Annotated in this window: 15 protein-coding genes and 1 pseudogene; 9 read left to right on the top strand and 7 right to left on the bottom strand. The window is 70.3% G+C overall.

Going from position 1 to position 15,981, the window contains the following annotated elements; translation table 11 throughout:
* On the bottom strand, positions 1–564 hold a 564-nt coding region (locus AC07AZ_RS32410), incomplete at its 3' end, for a TetR/AcrR family transcriptional regulator (protein WP_478854114.1).
* A 287-nt stretch (positions 565–851) separates the two neighbouring features.
* On the opposite strand from AC07AZ_RS32410, the gene AC07AZ_RS32405 reads away from it, so the two are divergent.
* The 6 genes from AC07AZ_RS32405 (at position 852) to AC07AZ_RS32380 (ending at position 7,137) form a co-directional block, all read left to right on the top strand.
* Complete coding sequence (locus tag AC07AZ_RS32405; RefSeq protein ID WP_478854112.1) at positions 852–1,862, top strand: alpha/beta fold hydrolase; 1,011 nt, start codon at positions 852–854, stop codon at positions 1,860–1,862.
* Between the two features lie 335 nt (positions 1,863–2,197).
* Positions 2,198–3,013: an oxidoreductase gene (locus tag AC07AZ_RS32400; RefSeq protein WP_478854110.1), complete on the top strand. Its 816-nt coding sequence runs from the start codon at positions 2,198–2,200 to the stop codon at positions 3,011–3,013.
* A gap of 52 nt (positions 3,014–3,065) precedes the next feature.
* Positions 3,066–3,917, top strand: coding sequence for an alpha/beta fold hydrolase (locus AC07AZ_RS32395; RefSeq protein WP_478854108.1), 852 nt, complete (start codon positions 3,066–3,068; stop codon positions 3,915–3,917).
* Between the two features lie 162 nt (positions 3,918–4,079).
* Positions 4,080–5,246 carry a low temperature requirement protein A gene (locus AC07AZ_RS32390; protein WP_478854106.1) on the top strand — a complete coding sequence of 389 codons (1,167 nt, stop codon included), beginning with the start codon at positions 4,080–4,082 and terminating at the stop codon, positions 5,244–5,246.
* Positions 5,247–5,451: 205 nt separating this feature from the next.
* Positions 5,452–6,285, top strand: coding sequence for an enoyl-CoA hydratase/isomerase family protein (locus tag AC07AZ_RS32385; RefSeq protein ID WP_478854104.1), 834 nt, complete (start codon positions 5,452–5,454; stop codon positions 6,283–6,285).
* A 153-nt stretch (positions 6,286–6,438) separates the two neighbouring features.
* Positions 6,439–7,137, top strand: coding sequence for an SDR family oxidoreductase (locus AC07AZ_RS32380; protein WP_478854102.1), 699 nt, complete (start codon positions 6,439–6,441; stop codon positions 7,135–7,137).
* 47 nt (positions 7,138–7,184) lie between these two features.
* On the opposite strand, the gene AC07AZ_RS32375 is transcribed toward AC07AZ_RS32380, so the two are convergent.
* Positions 7,185–8,648 carry a benzaldehyde dehydrogenase gene (locus tag AC07AZ_RS32375; protein ID WP_478854100.1) on the bottom strand — a complete coding sequence of 488 codons (1,464 nt, stop codon included), beginning with the start codon at positions 8,646–8,648 and terminating at the stop codon, positions 7,185–7,187.
* Between the two features lie 137 nt (positions 8,649–8,785).
* Here AC07AZ_RS32375 and AC07AZ_RS32370 point away from each other — a divergent pair, with 137 nt between their 5' ends.
* On the top strand, positions 8,786–11,230 hold the full coding sequence (locus tag AC07AZ_RS32370; RefSeq protein ID WP_478854098.1) for a SpoIIE family protein phosphatase: 2,445 nt from the start codon (positions 8,786–8,788) through the stop codon (positions 11,228–11,230).
* A 178-nt stretch (positions 11,231–11,408) separates the two neighbouring features.
* Here AC07AZ_RS32370 and AC07AZ_RS32365 read toward each other — a convergent pair whose 3' ends face one another.
* The 5 genes from AC07AZ_RS32365 to AC07AZ_RS32345 all read right to left on the bottom strand — a co-directional run bounded on the left by AC07AZ_RS32365 (position 11,409) and on the right by AC07AZ_RS32345 (position 14,519).
* Positions 11,409–12,278 (bottom strand): helix-turn-helix domain-containing protein, encoded by an 870-nt coding sequence (locus tag AC07AZ_RS32365; RefSeq protein WP_478854096.1) that lies wholly within the window; start codon positions 12,276–12,278, stop codon positions 11,409–11,411.
* Between the two features lie 103 nt (positions 12,279–12,381).
* On the bottom strand, positions 12,382–12,720 hold the full coding sequence (locus tag AC07AZ_RS32360) for a MoaF-related domain-containing protein (protein WP_478854094.1): 339 nt from the start codon (positions 12,718–12,720) through the stop codon (positions 12,382–12,384).
* Positions 12,721–12,756: 36 nt separating this feature from the next.
* Positions 12,757–13,458: a type 1 glutamine amidotransferase domain-containing protein gene (locus AC07AZ_RS32355; protein ID WP_478854092.1), complete on the bottom strand. Its 702-nt coding sequence runs from the start codon at positions 13,456–13,458 to the stop codon at positions 12,757–12,759.
* A 26-nt stretch (positions 13,459–13,484) separates the two neighbouring features.
* The gene (locus AC07AZ_RS32350; RefSeq protein WP_478854090.1) at positions 13,485–13,874 is read right to left on the bottom strand and encodes a nuclear transport factor 2 family protein; all 390 of its coding nucleotides are present in this window, start codon (positions 13,872–13,874) and stop codon (positions 13,485–13,487) included.
* 45 nt (positions 13,875–13,919) lie between these two features.
* Entirely contained in the window at positions 13,920–14,519 is a 600-nt protein-coding gene (locus AC07AZ_RS32345; protein WP_478854088.1) for a flavodoxin family protein, read from the bottom strand.
* Between the two features lie 796 nt (positions 14,520–15,315).
* Between AC07AZ_RS32345 and AC07AZ_RS32340 the strand changes: the two are divergent.
* A pseudogene (locus tag AC07AZ_RS32340) lies at positions 15,316–15,528 on the top strand (IMP dehydrogenase); the annotation flags it as partial.
* An 80-nt stretch (positions 15,529–15,608) separates the two neighbouring features.
* Complete coding sequence (locus AC07AZ_RS32335; protein ID WP_478854086.1) at positions 15,609–15,980, top strand: DUF2255 family protein; 372 nt, start codon at positions 15,609–15,611, stop codon at positions 15,978–15,980.
* The last annotated feature ends 1 nt before the right edge of the window (position 15,981 follow it).

Below are 15,981 nucleotides of genomic sequence, written 5' to 3'. Positions count from 1 at the left end.
CGCGCCGTGCAGGAGTGTGTCGATGACGAGCGCGGCCAGCGCGTCCGGGTCCTGCGCGGCTGGATCCTGGTCGGCGCCCGGCCTGTCGAGGGCTTCGCTCAGGAGGGCGTAGTACACCTGCCGCGTCCAGTCCAGGTCCGCGTCCGGGGCGAGGAGTCCCTCGTTCCGTGCTCGTGTCAGGAGTTCGACGGTGTAGGTGTCGATCTCTTCCCAGAGGGCGGCCGCGGCGCTGGTGTGGGGCGTGGCGTGACTGAGGGTGAAGCGCCAGGTGTTCTTGACCCGCAGGACATTCGCGGTCACCCGGTACAGGGCCACGAGTGCGGGAGCGGCACTGGGTCGGGCTTCCTCGATGGCGTCGAGGAGCTGCTGCTTCGCGGAGACGGCGAGCGCCTCCAGCAGCGCCTGCCGGTTCGCGAACCGGCGGTGCACCGTGATCCTGGTCAGCCCCGCCGCCTCGGCGATCTGCTCCATGGAGGCGCCGGCGTCCTGGGCGAGGACCCGCTCGGCCGCCTCCAGAATCGCGCGCACACTGCGCTCGGCATCTGCCCGCAGTGCTCGGCCCATGTCTGTCTCCTGCCTCGTTCGCCATCTGGTCCCTAGTAGAGGATACGTGAACGCTACGGGTTCCTTATTACTTGATTCATAGGTGTTGCTTCTAAGCTCCAAGGTGATACTTTGATGATACGGATAAGGGGTCGCGCCGCACTGGCGAGCACGGGCACCGGTGTGGCCGCCGCTCGCGACCAGGGCTCCCCGATGTCCGACGCCACTGCCTGGCGGAGCCGTGTGAAGCGCACGGCAGGTTCGCCCCGCCGGAGCATCACTCCGGCACTGACACCCAAGGAATTGTCATGCCCTCGACCAAACTGCACACCCGTATCTCCCGGCGCACCGCCGTGGCGGTGGCGACCATGTCGGTCCTCGCTGCCGTCGCCGGCGCGACGCCGAGCGTGGCGACCGCCGTGAGTGACAGCTCGGGCGCCGCGCGTCCGGCGGTCACCCGGACACAGAGCCCCGGGAGCGCCAGCACCGCCCCCAACCTGCGCGTCAAGGCCGCCAACGGCGTCACCTACCAGTACCGCCGCTTCGGCCACCCCGGCACCGGCAGCGTGCCGCTGGTCTTCTTCCAGCACTTCCGCGGCACCCTCGACAGCTGGGACCCCAAGCTCATCGACACCATCGCCGCCGAGCGCGAGGTCATCCTCGTGGACAACGTCGGCGTCGGCGGCTCCACCGGCACCACCGCCAGCACCGTCCAGCAGATGGCCCTGGACGCCATCGACTTCATCGACGCCCTCAAGCTGCCCCGCTACGACGTGCTCGGCTTCTCCCTCGGCGGCGAGGTCGCCCAGGAGGTCGCCCTGCGCCGCCCCTGGCAGGTCCGCCGCGTCGTCCTGGCCGCCACCGGCCCCCAGGGCGGGGTGGACCAGCGCGCATCCGACCCCAAAATCCTCCAGCGGACCCTGAAGGACAACCCGGGCCCCGAGGACTACCTCTTCCTGTTCTTCAAGAACACCGCCTCCAGCCAGGCCGCGGGAGGCGAGTTCCTGCAGCGCCTCGGGCAGCGCACCACCGACCACGACGCCCCCTCCAGCCTCGCCACCCGCGACCGCCAGCTCACCGCGTGGTCCGAGTGGGGCATCCCCGACAAGGCCAAGTTCGTCCGCCTCCACGCCCTCTTCCAGCCCACCCTGGTCGCCGACGGCGAGAGCGACATCCTCATGCCCGCCAAGAACTCCCGCCTGCTGGCCAAGTACCTCCCCGACGCCCAGCTGCACATCTACCCGGACGCCGGTCACGGCTTCCTCTACCAGTACGCCGTCAAGTTCGGCACCGAGGTGAACACCTTCCTCGACCGCTGACAGCCCCTCCGCCGCGAGACGGTCGCCGACGCCGCCGGGAGCGGTGACTGCAGACCGGTCTCATGCCCGCTGCCCCGCCGGAGCCGAGCCCGGTGGGGCATCGGCGTGTGACGGGCCGCCGACGCCGTGACCCTCCGTAAGAGATACGTGAACGCTACGGATGCTTTTTTAATTGATGCTTCTATGTTGCCTCTTATCTAGAAGCTGATACATTGGTGAAACCGATTAAGGGTTGCAGGGACGGCGACGGACCTCAATGTGACCGGCGTCCGCGTCAGGCACCGCGACCCCCACACCCCCGTAAGACGAAGCAGTCCATGAGTCAGGAGCCCACAATGGCGACAACACGTCCGGTAGCCCTCGTGACGGGTGCGTCCTCCGGTATCGGAAAGGCGGCCGCCCTCGCACTGGTGGCGGCGGGATACGAGGTGGTCGGCACCAGCCGCAACACCGCGCACGTCACCCCCCTCAAGGGCGTGACCCTCCTCGACCTCGACGTGACCAGCGACGCGTCGGTGACCGCCGCGGTCGGCGAGGTGATCGAGAAGTTCGGGCGGATCGACGTCCTGGTCAACAACGCCGGCATCGGCTCGGCGGGCGCCGCCGAGGAGAGCTCCGCCGCGCAGGCGCAGGGCCTGTTCGACATCAACGTCTTCGGCGTCATCCGCATGACGAACGCCGTCCTGCCCCACATGCGTGCCCAGCGCAGCGGACGGATCGTCAACATCTCGTCCATCGTCGGCTTCATGCCGCAGCCCTACATGGCGGTCTACGCCGCCTCCAAGCACGCCGTCGAGGGCTACTCGGAGTCGGTCGACCACGAGCTCCGCGAGTACGGCGTGCGGTCCCTGCTCGTCGAACCCGCCTGGACCAACACGGCGTTCGACGCGGCCAGCGTGCGGCCCGACCGGCCTCTGGACGTCTACGCCAAGCAGCGCCACGTCTTCGAGGAGTACATGGCCGGCGCGGTCAAGGACGGCGACGACCCCGCCGTCGTGGCCAAGGAGATCGTCGCGGCGGCGACCGACGCCAAGCCGAAGCTGCGCTACACCGCCGGAGCCATGACCGGGCGCGTCCGCACCATGCGCCGCATCGTCCCCACCCGCATGTTCGACCAGCAGTTGCGCAAGATGAACCGGCTGCCCGCCTGACGACTCCCAGAAGACACCCACGAGACACATCGACAGGAAAGCGAAGCCCGCCATGAGCACCTATCTGGCAGACGCGGCCGAGGACCTCACCGTGGAAGGCCCCTCCGCGACGTTCACCTACCGGCGCGTCGGCCCCCGGGGCGGCATCCCGCTGGTCCTGCTGAACCGGGTCCGGGGCACCCTCGACTGGTGGGACCCGGAGTTCCTGGACCACCTCGCCGCAGCCCATGACGTGATCGTGTTCGACAACGTCGGCACCGGATACACCACCGGCACCCCGCGCGACTCCGTCGAGGGACTCGCCGACGGCACCGTCGAGTTCGTCGAGGCCCTCGGCCTCACGCAGGTCGACCTGCTCGGCTGGACGCTGGGCGGCACCGTCGCCCAGCACATCGCCCGCACCCGGCCCGACCTGGTCCGCAGGCTGGTCGTGGCCGCCGCCAACCCCGGCGGCACGGTGCCCGGCGCTCCCGACCCGGACCCGAAGGTGCGGGCCACCATGACCAAGCCCGAGGTCACCGGGGACGACCTGGTGTTCCTGTTCTTCCCGGAGACGGACACCGGGCGCGCCGCCGGGTACGCGCATCTCGCCAGGGTGGCCACGCGACCGGCCACCGGGCTCCCCGAGGTGTCCGAGGCGGCTGCCATGGGCCAGATCACCGCCATCGGGAAGGACGCGGCGATTCCCTTCGAGCAGGTGCGGGCGGACCTGGCGAGCATCAGGCAGCCCGTCCTGTACGCGACCGGCATGCGGGATGTGATGATCCCCCCGCTGGCCGCCTACACCGCCGTCCAGCACCTCCCCAACGCCACCCTCGTCGCCTACAGCGACGCCGGCCACGCCTTCCTCTTCCAGCACGCCAGGGATTTCGCCGCCCAGGTGACGGCCTTCCTCGCCGGCTGACCAGCGGCACGAAGCCCGGCAGCACGGACGCCGGAACGCCTGCCCGGTCATGGCCGAGGCTCCGTTCCGCATCCCCGGATGACGTATCCGTGCGCGGTTCCGTCGGCGGCCGGCCGGGAGCTGCGAGACCTCGCCCTGCAACCGTGAAACCGAGGAGACACCGTGGAGTTGACCAGCGATCCGGCGCGCCGGGAGGTCACGCCGCTGGAGTTGTTCTTCGACCTGGTCTACGTCTTCGCCATCGGTCAGCTGTCGCATCAGCTGCTGGCCCACCCGACGTGGACCGGTGCCGCCCAGACGCTCGTGCTCTACCTCGCCGTCTACGCGGCGTGGGCCTACACCACCTGGGCGGTCACCCTCGTCCCGGCCGAGGACCCGCGGACCCGGCGGATGCTGCTGACGGTCATGCTCGTCGGGCTGTTCATGAACGCCGCGATCCCGCGAGCCTTCGATGACGCCGGGTGGGTCTTCGTCGTCACGTTCCTGCTGATTCACCTCGGCCGGACGGTATGGCTGCTCAGGGTGGGCCTCGACGAGGTCAACCAGGAGCACTTCCGCCGCGTTCTGGTCTGGTTCGTGGCGGCCGCGCCTCTCTGGCTGACCGGCGCGGCGGTCGGTGGTGGCGCGCGGCTGGCGTGGTGGGCCGCTGCGACCCTGGTCGAGCTGGTGGGTACCTGGACGGCGCATCCCCTGCCCGGCCGCAGGCTGGAGTCCCGGCAGGTCGGCTTCGCCGGCGGGCACCTGCTGGAACGCGGCCGCCTGTTCATGATCATCGCGTTGGGCGAGACGGTCATGACCACCGGCACCGCGCTCACCGCGGCCCCCTACGAGCCGATGACCCTGCTGACCGCCGGTGTGGCGCTGACCGGCACGATCGCGTTGTTCTGGCTGTTCTTCGGCCGCTCCGAGCGCGTCGTGCGCCACTACGAGCGGACCGAGGACCCGATGCGGGCCGGGCGCAGCGGTGTCATCAGCCTCATGGTCTCCGTCGCCGGGTTGATCGCGGTCGCCGTGGCCGATGAACGCGTCATCGCGCACCCGGTGGAGCACGCCGGCATCACCACGAACCTGCTGCTGTTCGGGGGGCCTGCCCTCTTCATCGCCACGCAGACCTGGCACGGGGCGACCCTGTTCGACGACCTGCACTGGTCACGGCTGCTCGCGTTGTCCGCTCTCGTCGTCGCAGGCATGCTCACGCCGATGGCCCCGGCGTACCTGGCGGCCGTGGTCGCCGCCGCGATCGTCGTCGCACTGGCCGCGTTCGAGGGACGCCGTCCGGCCGGCGACGCGCGTGCGAAGCCGACCCTCCCAGGCCGCCCACACGGCTGACCCGGTCACCTGTCCTCGACGCGTGCGGCCGGTCTGCCGGTCGCCACAGCGCCTCGGCAGCCCGCCCGCCGAGGCCGGCATGCAGGCAGCAGCCGACTCCCTTGCCGACTGACGAAAACCGACCTGAAAACCGACTTGGAACAGATTTCCCCCTCCCCCCAATTCGCCCCTCAGCACTCTCAACACTTCAGCACTGGAGCACACCATGACGCAGCACAGCATGTTCAGCATCGAGGCCGTGGCGCCGAAGATCCGCAAGGTCACCTTCTCGAATCCGCCGGTGAACGTCGTCGGCGCGGACACCGTTACCCAACTGGTCGACGTCGTCGATGAGCTGAGGCGGGACGAGCAGGTCCAGGTCGTCATCTTCGACAGCGGTACGCCCGGATACTTCTTCAACCACGCCGATCTCGGCCAGGTGCCCGAACTCCTGGCGCTGAACAGCGCCGACGGGACTCCCACGTGGGTCGACCTGGTCACGAGCCTGACCAGTGCCCCGTTCATCAGCATCGCCTCCATCCGCGGGCGCACGCGGGGCGGCGGGGACGAGATCACCCTGGCCTTCGACCTGCGCTACGCCAGCCGCGAGGAGGCGTTCTTCTGCCAGCCCGAGGTCGCGATCGGCATCGTCCCCGGCGGTGGCGGCAGCGACCGTCTGGCCCGGCTGCTGGGGCGGGACCGCGCCCTCGAAGCGATCCTCACCAGCCAGGACTTCGACGCCGATACGGCCGAGCGGTACGGGTGGGTGACCCGGACCGTCGCCGACGCCGAACTCGACGACCTCGTGAGCGGCGTGGCGGCGCGCATCGCCTCGTTCGACAAGCAGTCCGTCCTGGCCGCCAAGGCACAGATCAACCGGTCGACCCTGCCGCCCGTGGCCGATCTGCGCGCGTCCTGGGCGGAGTTCGCGGAATCGGTCAACTGGCCGGGATTCCAGGCGCGCGTGCCGCAGCTGGGAAAGGCCATCGCCGAGGTCGGCCTTGAGGAGATCGAGCGGAACCTGGGCCACTACGCGGGTCTCATCAACGAACAGGCATAAGCACCGTTCCTCTCGCGATGACGCCCGTTTCACGTCGCCTCCCTCCGTACGGAGACCGGCGAGAAGCACGTCGGCGGAACACCGGCCTCCCGTCTCGACCGGCCCTTCTTTCCCCCCATTCACCACGCGCGCCAAAGCACCAGGAGCATTCTCATGGACCTCTCCGCCAGCACCGTTCTCGTCACCGGAGCCAACCGCGGCCTCGGCCGCGCCCTGGCCGCAGAGCTGCTCGGCCGCGGTGCCACCGTCTACGCCGGTGCCCGCAACCCCGACCAGGTGGACCTGCCCGGCGTCAGGCCGATCGCGCTCGACATCACCGACCCCGCCTCCGTGGCGGCCGCCGCCAAGGCCACCGGTGACGTCACCGTCCTGATCAACAACGCCGGCATATCCACCGGCGGCGACCTGCTCACCGGCGACCTGGACGACATCCGCCGGGACATGGACACCAACTTCTTCGGCACCCTCTCGGTGGTCCGGGCCTTCGCACCCCAGATCGCGGCGGGCGGCGGCGGTGCCGTCCTGAACATCCTGTCCGCCCTGTCCTGGTTCAGCTTCCCGGAGGCCGGCGCCTACTGCGCCGCCAAGTCCGCCCAGTGGTCGCTCACCAACGCCCTGCGCCTCCAGCTCGCCGACCAGGGAATCCGGGTGGCCGGACTGCACGTCGGCTACATGGACACCGACATGACCAGCACGGTCACCGCGCCCAAGACCGCCCCCGCCGACGTCGCCCGTCTCGCCGCCGACGGCATCGCCGAGGGCGCCTACGAGATCGTCGTGGACGACATCAGCCGCCAGGTGCAGGCCGGGCTGGCGGGAGGCGTCACCGCCCTGTACCCGCAGCTGCCCTGACGAGCAGTCGACGGGCACGCCGATGAGTGAGACCAACGTCCCCTCTTTCAGACCGCCTCGGGCACCGTCATCCAGCGCCACTGGGTGAACTGCTCCAGGTTGGCGGTGCCGCCGACGCGGGAGCCGTTGCCCGATGCCCCCATCCCGCCGAAGGGGGCGTTCGCGGCGTCCTTGGCGGAGACGTCGTTGAGGTGCACCATGCCGGTGCGCAACTGCTCGGCGATGGCCGCCGCCCGCGGCACCGAACGGGAGTGCACAGCCGCCGTCAGGCCGTATTCGGTGTCGTTGGCGATCTCGACGGCCTCCGTGTCGGTACGGAACGCGACGACGGGGGCGACGGGCCCGAAGATCTCCTCGGTGAAGGCGGGCATGGTCCGCTCGACGTGATCCAGGACGGTGGGCGGGTAGAACAGCCCGTCGCGGCGTCCGCCGGCCAGCACCCGTGCCCCTGCGGCCACGCTCTCGTCCACGATGCGTTCGATCCTCGCGGCCTGGCGCTCGTTGATCACGGGACCGAGGGCCACGCCCTCCTCTCGGGGGTCGCCGACCCGCAGCGCCTCGGCCTGCCCGACCAGTGCCTCGGTGTACGGCTCCACGAGGTCGGCGTGCACCAGATGACGTCCGGCGGCGACGCAGGCCTGCCCCTGATAGCCGAAGGAACTCATCGCCCCGGCTGCCGCGGCGGCGTCGACGTCCGCGTCGTCGAGCACGACGATCGAGTTCTTGCCGCCCAGTTCCAGAGCCACCCGCTTGAGCCCGTCGCCCGCGGCGCGGGCGACCGCCCGTCCTGCCTCGGTGGAGCCGGTGAACACGACCATGGCGACGTGGGGATCAGCCACGACCGCCTCACCGGTGCCGGGTCCCCCGGGCAGGACGTGGAGCAGCCCCTCGGGCAGTCCGGCGTCCTCGAACAGCCGCGCCACGACGACGCCGCCGGACACCGGTGTGTGGGGATCGGGCTTGAGCAGGACGGCGTTGCCCAGCACAAGCGCGGGCGCGAGGGCCCGCATGGCGAACAGCAGGGGGGCGTTCCAGGGGTTGATGACGCCGACTACCCCCAGCGGTACCCGCCATGCGTAACTGGCCTGACCGGGCATCGACGGGCTCAGGATCTCGCCCCGGGGCAGCGACGCGAGCCCGACGGCCTGCGCCAGCTGGCTGAGTCCGGCCGCGATCTCGTAGTCGCCCTTCGCCGGGACGCCTCCGGACTCCCTGACGATCCACTCGCGGATCGCCCCGCTGTTGTCGCGCAGTGTCCGGGCGGCGCGGAGCAGGACCTCGGCGCGCTCCTGGGGTGCCGTCTCGGCCCAGGCCCGCTGAGCCCGGGCGGCCAGGAGCCCGGCCCGGGCGACATCCGCGGGCGCCGCCACGCCCACCTCCGCCAGCCGCTTGCCCGTGGCGGGTTCGTTCACCGACTGGGCCCCGCCCTCGGACTGCCGCCAGCCGCCGCTGTAGATCTTCCCGGTCCACTCGGTCGCGTCCGGCCACGCTCCCTCGCCGGTGACAGTCATGGCACGCCCTTCCGTCATCGACACATTGATACCCCTTTTTTGTGCATATACCTTTATAAAGCGTATATGTTCAACCACTCTCCCGGTTGCTCCCGGCCAGCCAGGGACGCACGGTGGGAAGACCAAGGTGAGGGCGGATGAACGTGATGACGGGTTCGGAAGCCGCCGACGACGACGGGGCGGTGTGCCGGCCGGACGGCCTCATCGACGAGTCGGCCACGGCCAGAGCCACCGTGGGTCCGGACGGCGTCGTGACCGGGTGGAGCGAGGGTGCACGGCGGCTGCTCGGATACCGGCCCGCGGAGGTCGTCGGCCGGCCCGCTGCGCCGCTGCTCGCCGGGGAGCCGCCCGCCGAGACGCTGCGCTCCCTGCGAACGCTGCCGAGGTGGAACGGGACGGCGACCCTCCTGCACCGGGACGGCCACCGCCTCGCGGTGAACCTGCTGGCCCAGCGCCGGGCGCCCGACTCCGGGGACGACGGGGGCGGCGAGTGGCTCCTGGTCTCCCCGCTGGCCCGGCCGTCGTCGCCTCTCCAGGACGACGCACTGGTGATGTGGGCGTTCACCCGGTCGCCGTCCACGACGGCGCTCTACGACACCGGCCTGCGGCTGCGGCGCGCGAACGCGGACATGGAACGTGTGATCGGCCTGCCCGAAGCGGCGATGCAGGGGTTGCGTGTGTCGGAGATCGTGGTCGACCCGGAGGGCGACCGGACGGAACAGTGCATGCGGCGGGCGCTGGAGACCGGCGAACAGCAGCACCTGCAGCAGATCCTGCGCCTGGCGGGCCACGAGCGCGAGAGCATCTGGACGACGTCACTCACCCCTGTGCGGGACGCCGGGGGAACGGTACGGGGAGTGCTCCTCTCCGCACACGACATGACCGAGGAGCACCTGGCCCGGGGACGTCTGGCCCTGCTCAACGAAGCCAGCATCCGCATCGGCAGCACTCTGGACCTCGCCCGGACCGCTCAGGAACTCGCCGACGTGGCCATCCCCCAGCTCGCGGACTTCGTCACCGTCGACCTGCTCCCCGCCATCGAAGGCGGCGACGACCCGCGCGCCGGCTCACCGCCCAGCCCCGTCATGCTGCGCCGTGTCGCCTACCAGTCCGTCCTGGAGGGCTCCCCCGAGGTCGTGGTGGAGCGCGGAACGGTGGCCGCGTACCCGGACGATTCGACGGCGGCCAGGTGCCTGACCAGCGGCCGGCCGCTGATCGAGAACGTGACCGCTTCTTCGATGGACCGGGTGGCGAGCCAGACCCCGGACCGGGCCGAGCGGATGCGACAGTACGGCTTCCACTCGGTGCTGGCCGTGCCGATGCGCGCCCGGGGCATCACTCTCGGCGTGGCCACCTTCTCCCGCCACCGGCGCCCGGAACCCTTCGAGCAGGACGACCTGCTCCTGGGCGAGGAGATCACCGCGAGGGCCGCCGTCTGCATCGACAACGCCCGCCGCTACACCCGCGAGCGCCACACCTCCCTCACCTTGCAGAGCAGTCTCCTGCCGCAGCGGCTGCCCCCGCAGGCCGCCGTCGACGTCGCCTCCCGTTACCTGCCCTCCAGCACGCAGGCCGGCGTCGGCGGCGACTGGTTCGACGTGATCCCGTTGTCCGGCGCCCGGGTGGCGCTCGTCGTCGGCGACGTCGTCGGCCACGGCATCCAGGCCTCGGCCACCATGGGACGGCTGCGCACCGCCGTGCGCACCCTGGCCGATGTCGACCTCCCGCCCGACGAGCTGCTGACCCACCTGGACGACCTGGTCATCCACCTGTCCGCTGAGGCCGAAAGCGCGGCCGGCACCACCGCCGACCTCGGCGCGACCTGCCTGTACGCCGTCTACGACCCGGTCTCCCGGCGCTGCACCCTGGCTCGCGCGGGTCACCCCGTACCCGCGGTGGTGACCCCGGACGGCGCCGTGGAATTCCCCGACCTCCCCGCGGACCCGCCGCTGGGGCTGGGCGGCCTGCCCTTCGAAGCCACCGAGATCGAACTGCCCGAAGGCAGCCTCCTCGCGCTGTACACCGACGGTCTCATCGAGGACCGTGGCCGCGACATCGACGAAGGCCTCGACGCGCTGCGCGAGGTCCTGGCCCGGCCGGCTTCGTCCTTGGAGAGCACCTGCGACGCCGTACTCCGGACGCTTCTCCCGGACCGCCCCGCCGACGACGTGGCGCTGCTGATAGCCCGCACCCGCGCCCTGGACGCGGCCCATGTCGCCACCTGGGACGTGCCGCCCGATCCCTCAGCGGTCGCCGAGGCCCGTAAGAACACCTGCCGGCAGCTGGCCACCTGGGGCCTGGACGAGGCCGCCTTCGTCACCGAACTGGTCGTCAGCGAACTCGTCACCAACGCCATCCGCTACGGCGGCGCCCCCATCCAGCTCCGGCTCATCCGCGACCGCAACCTCATCTGCGAGGTCTCCGACGCCAGCAACACCGCCCCCCACCTGCGCCGCGCCCGCACCTTCGACGAAGGCGGCCGCGGCCTGCTCCTGGTCGCCCACCTCACCCAGGGCTGGGGGACCCGCCAGACGTACACCGGCAAAACAATCTGGGCCGAACAGGCCCTCCCCCTCACCTGACGGCGGAGCGGATCAGGTCCGCACGGTGCATCACGGGCGCGCGGGGGCGGGGCAGGCCGGCGTGCGGGGCAGCGCGCCGGTGAACGCTGTCGGTCCGGCTGCCTTGCCGGGCCCGGCGTGCCTGGCACGGCCACGTTGTCGAACATCCCCGTGCGCCCACGGCCGGCCCCGAACTCTCTCAGGCGGAGCTGCCGCTGGTCGTGTGGCTGGGCTCGGCGGCCCAGGACGCCAGCAGGCGCAGGCTGTCGTGGGTCGGCGTGCCGGATTCCGCGGTCCACACGATGATCTGCAGGTCAGGGCCTGCCGCCCAGGTGACGGCGTTCCAGTCGAGGTGCAGGTCTCCGACCACGGGGTGGCGCAGGTGCTTGCTCCCGGTGTCCCGGACGGCGACGTCGTGGGCGCCCCACCAGTGGCGGAACCGGTCGTCCCGGACCGAGAGTTCGCCGACCAGAGCGGCGAGCCGCGCGTCCCCGGGGTTGTTCGTGTTGTGCATCCGCAGCTGGGCGATGGCTAGCCGGGTGACGCCCTCCCAGTCCGCGTACAGCTCGCGCATCGCGGGATCGGTGATGAGGAGTCTCATGTAGTACCGCTGCTTCTCGGGGATCTTCGCGAAGTCGGTGATCAGGGCGGCGCCCATGGCGTTCCAGGCGACGATCTCGGTGCGCGGTCCGATCACGAAGGCGGGGGTGTGCGCCATGTCGTCGAGCATGCGCTGCAACTGGGGCTGGACCCTGGGCCGCGGCTGTCGGCGGGGCGGGCGGTATTCGTCCTTGGCCGCGAGCTCGTACAGGTAGACGCGCTGGTCGGCGTCCAGGTGCAGCACCCGGGCCAGGGACTCCAGCACGGACGGCGAGGGCTGGATACGGCCCTGTTCGAGGCGGGCGTAGTAGTCGGTGCTGATGGCCGCGAGTACGGCGATCTCCTCACGGCGCAGGCCCGCGACGCGACGCGGGCCGCCGTCGGGCAGGCCGACGGCGGCCGGGTCGAGCTCGGCACGGCGTGCCTTGAGGAATTCCCCCAGATCACGGCGGTGAGGATCTCGGTTCATGCCATCACCCTGACATCGCGGAGCAGTGTTGTCAGGGGGAGGGATCTGTCCCTGGAAGCCTCACCGCCCGGATGACGCGCGACCTGCGGCCGTCACCACGGGTTCAGCGGACGCGGCTCCACTTTCCGTGGAGCTGGACGAATTCGCCACCGATGACGGAGCTGGCCATGCAGGTCCCCTGGGTGTAGTCCTCGATGTGAGTGACGTGGTCACCGGCGTCGGGTTCGGTCCAGCGCACGACGTACAGGCCGTCGCGGAGCTGGGTGGTGGTGTACTCCATCGTCTGCTTCCGGCCCTCGATGGCACCGCCCGTCACCTCGAAGGTGACCTGGGTCGCCGAGTCGAAGGTGATCTCCACCGTGAAGTGGCCGAGCGGCGTGTCCGGACCGAGGTCCGCCAGCCAGGTCTGCCCCACGCTGGGCAGGGTCACGTTGCCGTCCATCCGTACTACCTCCTTCTTGAGCTGCGGTGCGGGGTGTCAGCCGAGGGCCTTGACGACTTCCTGGGCGAGCGGGACGGCCGAGGCGGGGTTCTGGCCGGTGATGAGGGTGCGGTCCACCTCGAGGTGGGGGGCGAAGTTCTCCTCGCCCTTGTGGTAGTCCGCGCCCACGTCCGCGACGAGACGGTCCTGGAGCAGCCACTTCGCCCGGTTGGCGAGACCGTTCTGGATCTCCTCGGAGTTGGACAGTCCGGTCAGGCGGTAACCGGCGAAGGGGGACCTGCCGTCGGCGTCCACGGTGGACAGCAGGGCGGCCGGGCCGTGGCACACGAGTGACACGATCCTGCCGGAGGCGAGCCAGTCGCTCAGCAGCGTGCCGGCCGCGGGGTCGTCGGACAGGTCCTCCATCGGGCCCCAGCCGCCGGGGACGAAGACGGCGTCGTAGTCGTCGATCCGGACGTCCTCGATGCGGATCGGGTTCGCCAGTTCGGTGGCCTCGCGCAGGGCGGTCCTCATCTGCTCGGCGCCCTCCTCGCCGCCGTTGAAGTCGGGCGTCAGGCTGAGCGCGTCGGCGGTCGGCGGAACGCCGCCCGGGGTGGCCACGGTGATCTCGTAGCCGGCTTCCTTGAAGACGCCGTACGGACCGATGGCCTCCTCGGCCCAGAAGCCGGACGGCTGCTCGAACCCGTCGGCCAGGGTCCAGTGGTCGGCTGCGGTGACGAGGAAGAGGATCTTCGCCATGGGTTTCTCCCTGGAAGTCAGTGCGGTCAGCGGTTCGCGGCCTGCTGGACGACGTGGCTGTCGGCGGCCTGGATCAGGCGGGTGAGCTTGCCGCCACCGACCGTCCACAGGTGGATGAAGCGCGCGTCCGACTCCAGGCCGGACTTGGACACGGCGTGGTAGTGGCCGCGGACGAAGACGTGGTCACCGGAGCCGTAGAACTCCTCGGCCACCGCGCCGAAGGAGCTGAATTCGGGCGCGAGCCGGCCGAAGAAGTCGGCCCCGGCACTCGCCCAGGTCTTGTAGACGCCGCCGTACGGGAAGCCGGGGGTGATGTCCCAGACGACGTCGGGGTCGATGACCTCGGCGGCCACGTCCGGAGCCATGCCGGAGTCGTAGAGCCGACGGACGAGAGCGACGTTCGGGGAGTCGGACATGATGCTGCTCCATTTCGGGTCGGGCTTGCGGGTCGGTTCTCGGGTTCAGGCGGCGAGGGTGGCGCGGCCGGCGCGGAAGAACGCGGTCTGCTGCGCGACGCGGGCACCGAGGCCCTCGGCGGTGGCGATGTCGGACTTGTGGACGGCCTCCGGGCCGGCGTCGACCGGGGTCTGGGCACCTGCGCCGACGAAGTAGCCGAGACGGTTGATGTCGTCCTCGCTGCCTTCGGTGGAGGCCCAGCCCGGCTGCACGCCGAGGCTGACCCAGTGCATGCCGTGCTGGGCGGCCATGGTGAAGAAGTAGCCCAGGGTCGAGGACTTGTCGCCGTTCTTGGCACCGGAGTTGGTGAAGCCGGCGGCTATCTTGTCGGCCCAGGTCTGGGTGTACCAGCGCTTACTGCTGGCCTCGGCGAAGGTGTGGAAGGCGGCGGAGGCGGTGCCCATGTAGGTGGGGGCACCGAAGATGATCGCGTCGGCGGCGTCCAACTGCGCCCACTGCTCGTCGGTGATCGTGTCCACGGGGATGGAGATCACCTCGGCACCGGCTGCCGCGGCACCGCGCGCCACGGCCTCGGCCATGACAGCGGTGTGGCCGTAGCCGGAGTGGAACGCGACGGCGACCGTGGGGCGGGAGGTGGAAGACATGGCGGTATTGCTCCTCGAAAAGGATTGCGCGAACCGTGCTCCGGAAGCATGGCACGCAATTCGGCTGCGAAGGTAGGAAGGATCTGTCCCTGGTCGGGTTCTGCCCCTGGTCGGATTCCGGTCCAGGCCGGGTTCTGCCCCTGGTCGGATTCCGTTCCAGGCCGGGAGGAAGAAGTGGGCGCCGGAAATGCCAGTGGATTTTCACACCGGGATCCCTCTGCCGTTTCTCTGTACTCGCGTGAAAGTAGACCGCACCCCTCAGCTGACGGTGTCGCACTCGGAGTCGTCATGCTGGGTCGCCGCCCAGGAACAGAGGAAGCGCAGGCCCCCCGTAGGCGCGCGAGTCGGGTTCGGGCAGACCGACCGTGCGGGGGCTGGGCTTCGGTGGGTAGGAGGGTTTTGTCCCTGGTTACTTCCGCCGCGGGGTGGGATTCTCCTGTGTGCGGGCCGCGGGCGGTGACAGAGCGAGAGACCGGCAATTGTCCTTCTCAGGCCGTCGACGCTTCTGTATACCCCCTTGGCCATCGTCGAGGAAGCGGGCGAATTCGGGTGACACCGCTGCCCTGGCAGCAGCGCCACAGCGACGCACGAAGAGAATCACGATGGAACTCCTGAAGCGGCCGCCGACCGGCAGGGGCCACCCACCGGCGCGAAGGTAAAAGGGGCGCCAAAGCCACCCCCACCCGAGAAACGCATCAGGAGAAAAGACATGCGAGCAACTGTGATTCACGCCCCCGGCGACATCCGGGTGGAGGACGTCCCCGAGCCCAATATGGTCAAGCCGACGGACGCGGTGATCGACGGCCAGGAACTGTTCTTCTCCCACGTCGGCCTGCGCGGCGGCCCCGCACCCGTGCGCCGCTACCTGCCCGACCTCATCGACCGCGTCCTGTCCGGCCGCATCAACCCCGGCAAGGTCTTCGACCGCACCCTCTCCCTCGACCAGGTCGCCGAAGGCTACAAGGCCTTGGACGAACGCCGCGCCGTCAAGACCCTCCTCACGCCCTGACCGCACCCCCCTGTGACCGGCCGCGCCTGTCGCGCTCACGAGAGCACACCCCACTGACCGTTCGCAGAGGAGGCAAGCCCATGACGACCTGGACGAACGACGAGCTGACCCGGATCGGGCACGCCGAGGAACTTCGGATCGCCCCCTCGCGCGGCGACGGAACGCCGCGCGCACCCGTGCCGGTCTGGGTCGTCCGCGACGGCGACGACCTCTACGTCCGCTCCTTCCGCGGCAGTGCCGGCGCCTGGTACCGCGCGGCCCGGTCCCGCCACGAGGGCCGTATCCGCTCGGGCGGCGTCGACAGGGAAGTCACTTTCGTCGAGGTCACCGACCCCGGCGTGAACGACCGCGTCGACACCGCCTACCGCACCAAGTACGGCCGGTACGGAGCAAGTTACGTCAATCCCATGGTGGCGTCGCGGGACACGACCCTGAAGCTCGTACCCCGCTGAA

It is taken from the genome of Streptomyces sp. NPDC043878, assembly GCF_056435735.1.
This window is presented reverse-complemented; position numbering and strand designations above follow the sequence as displayed.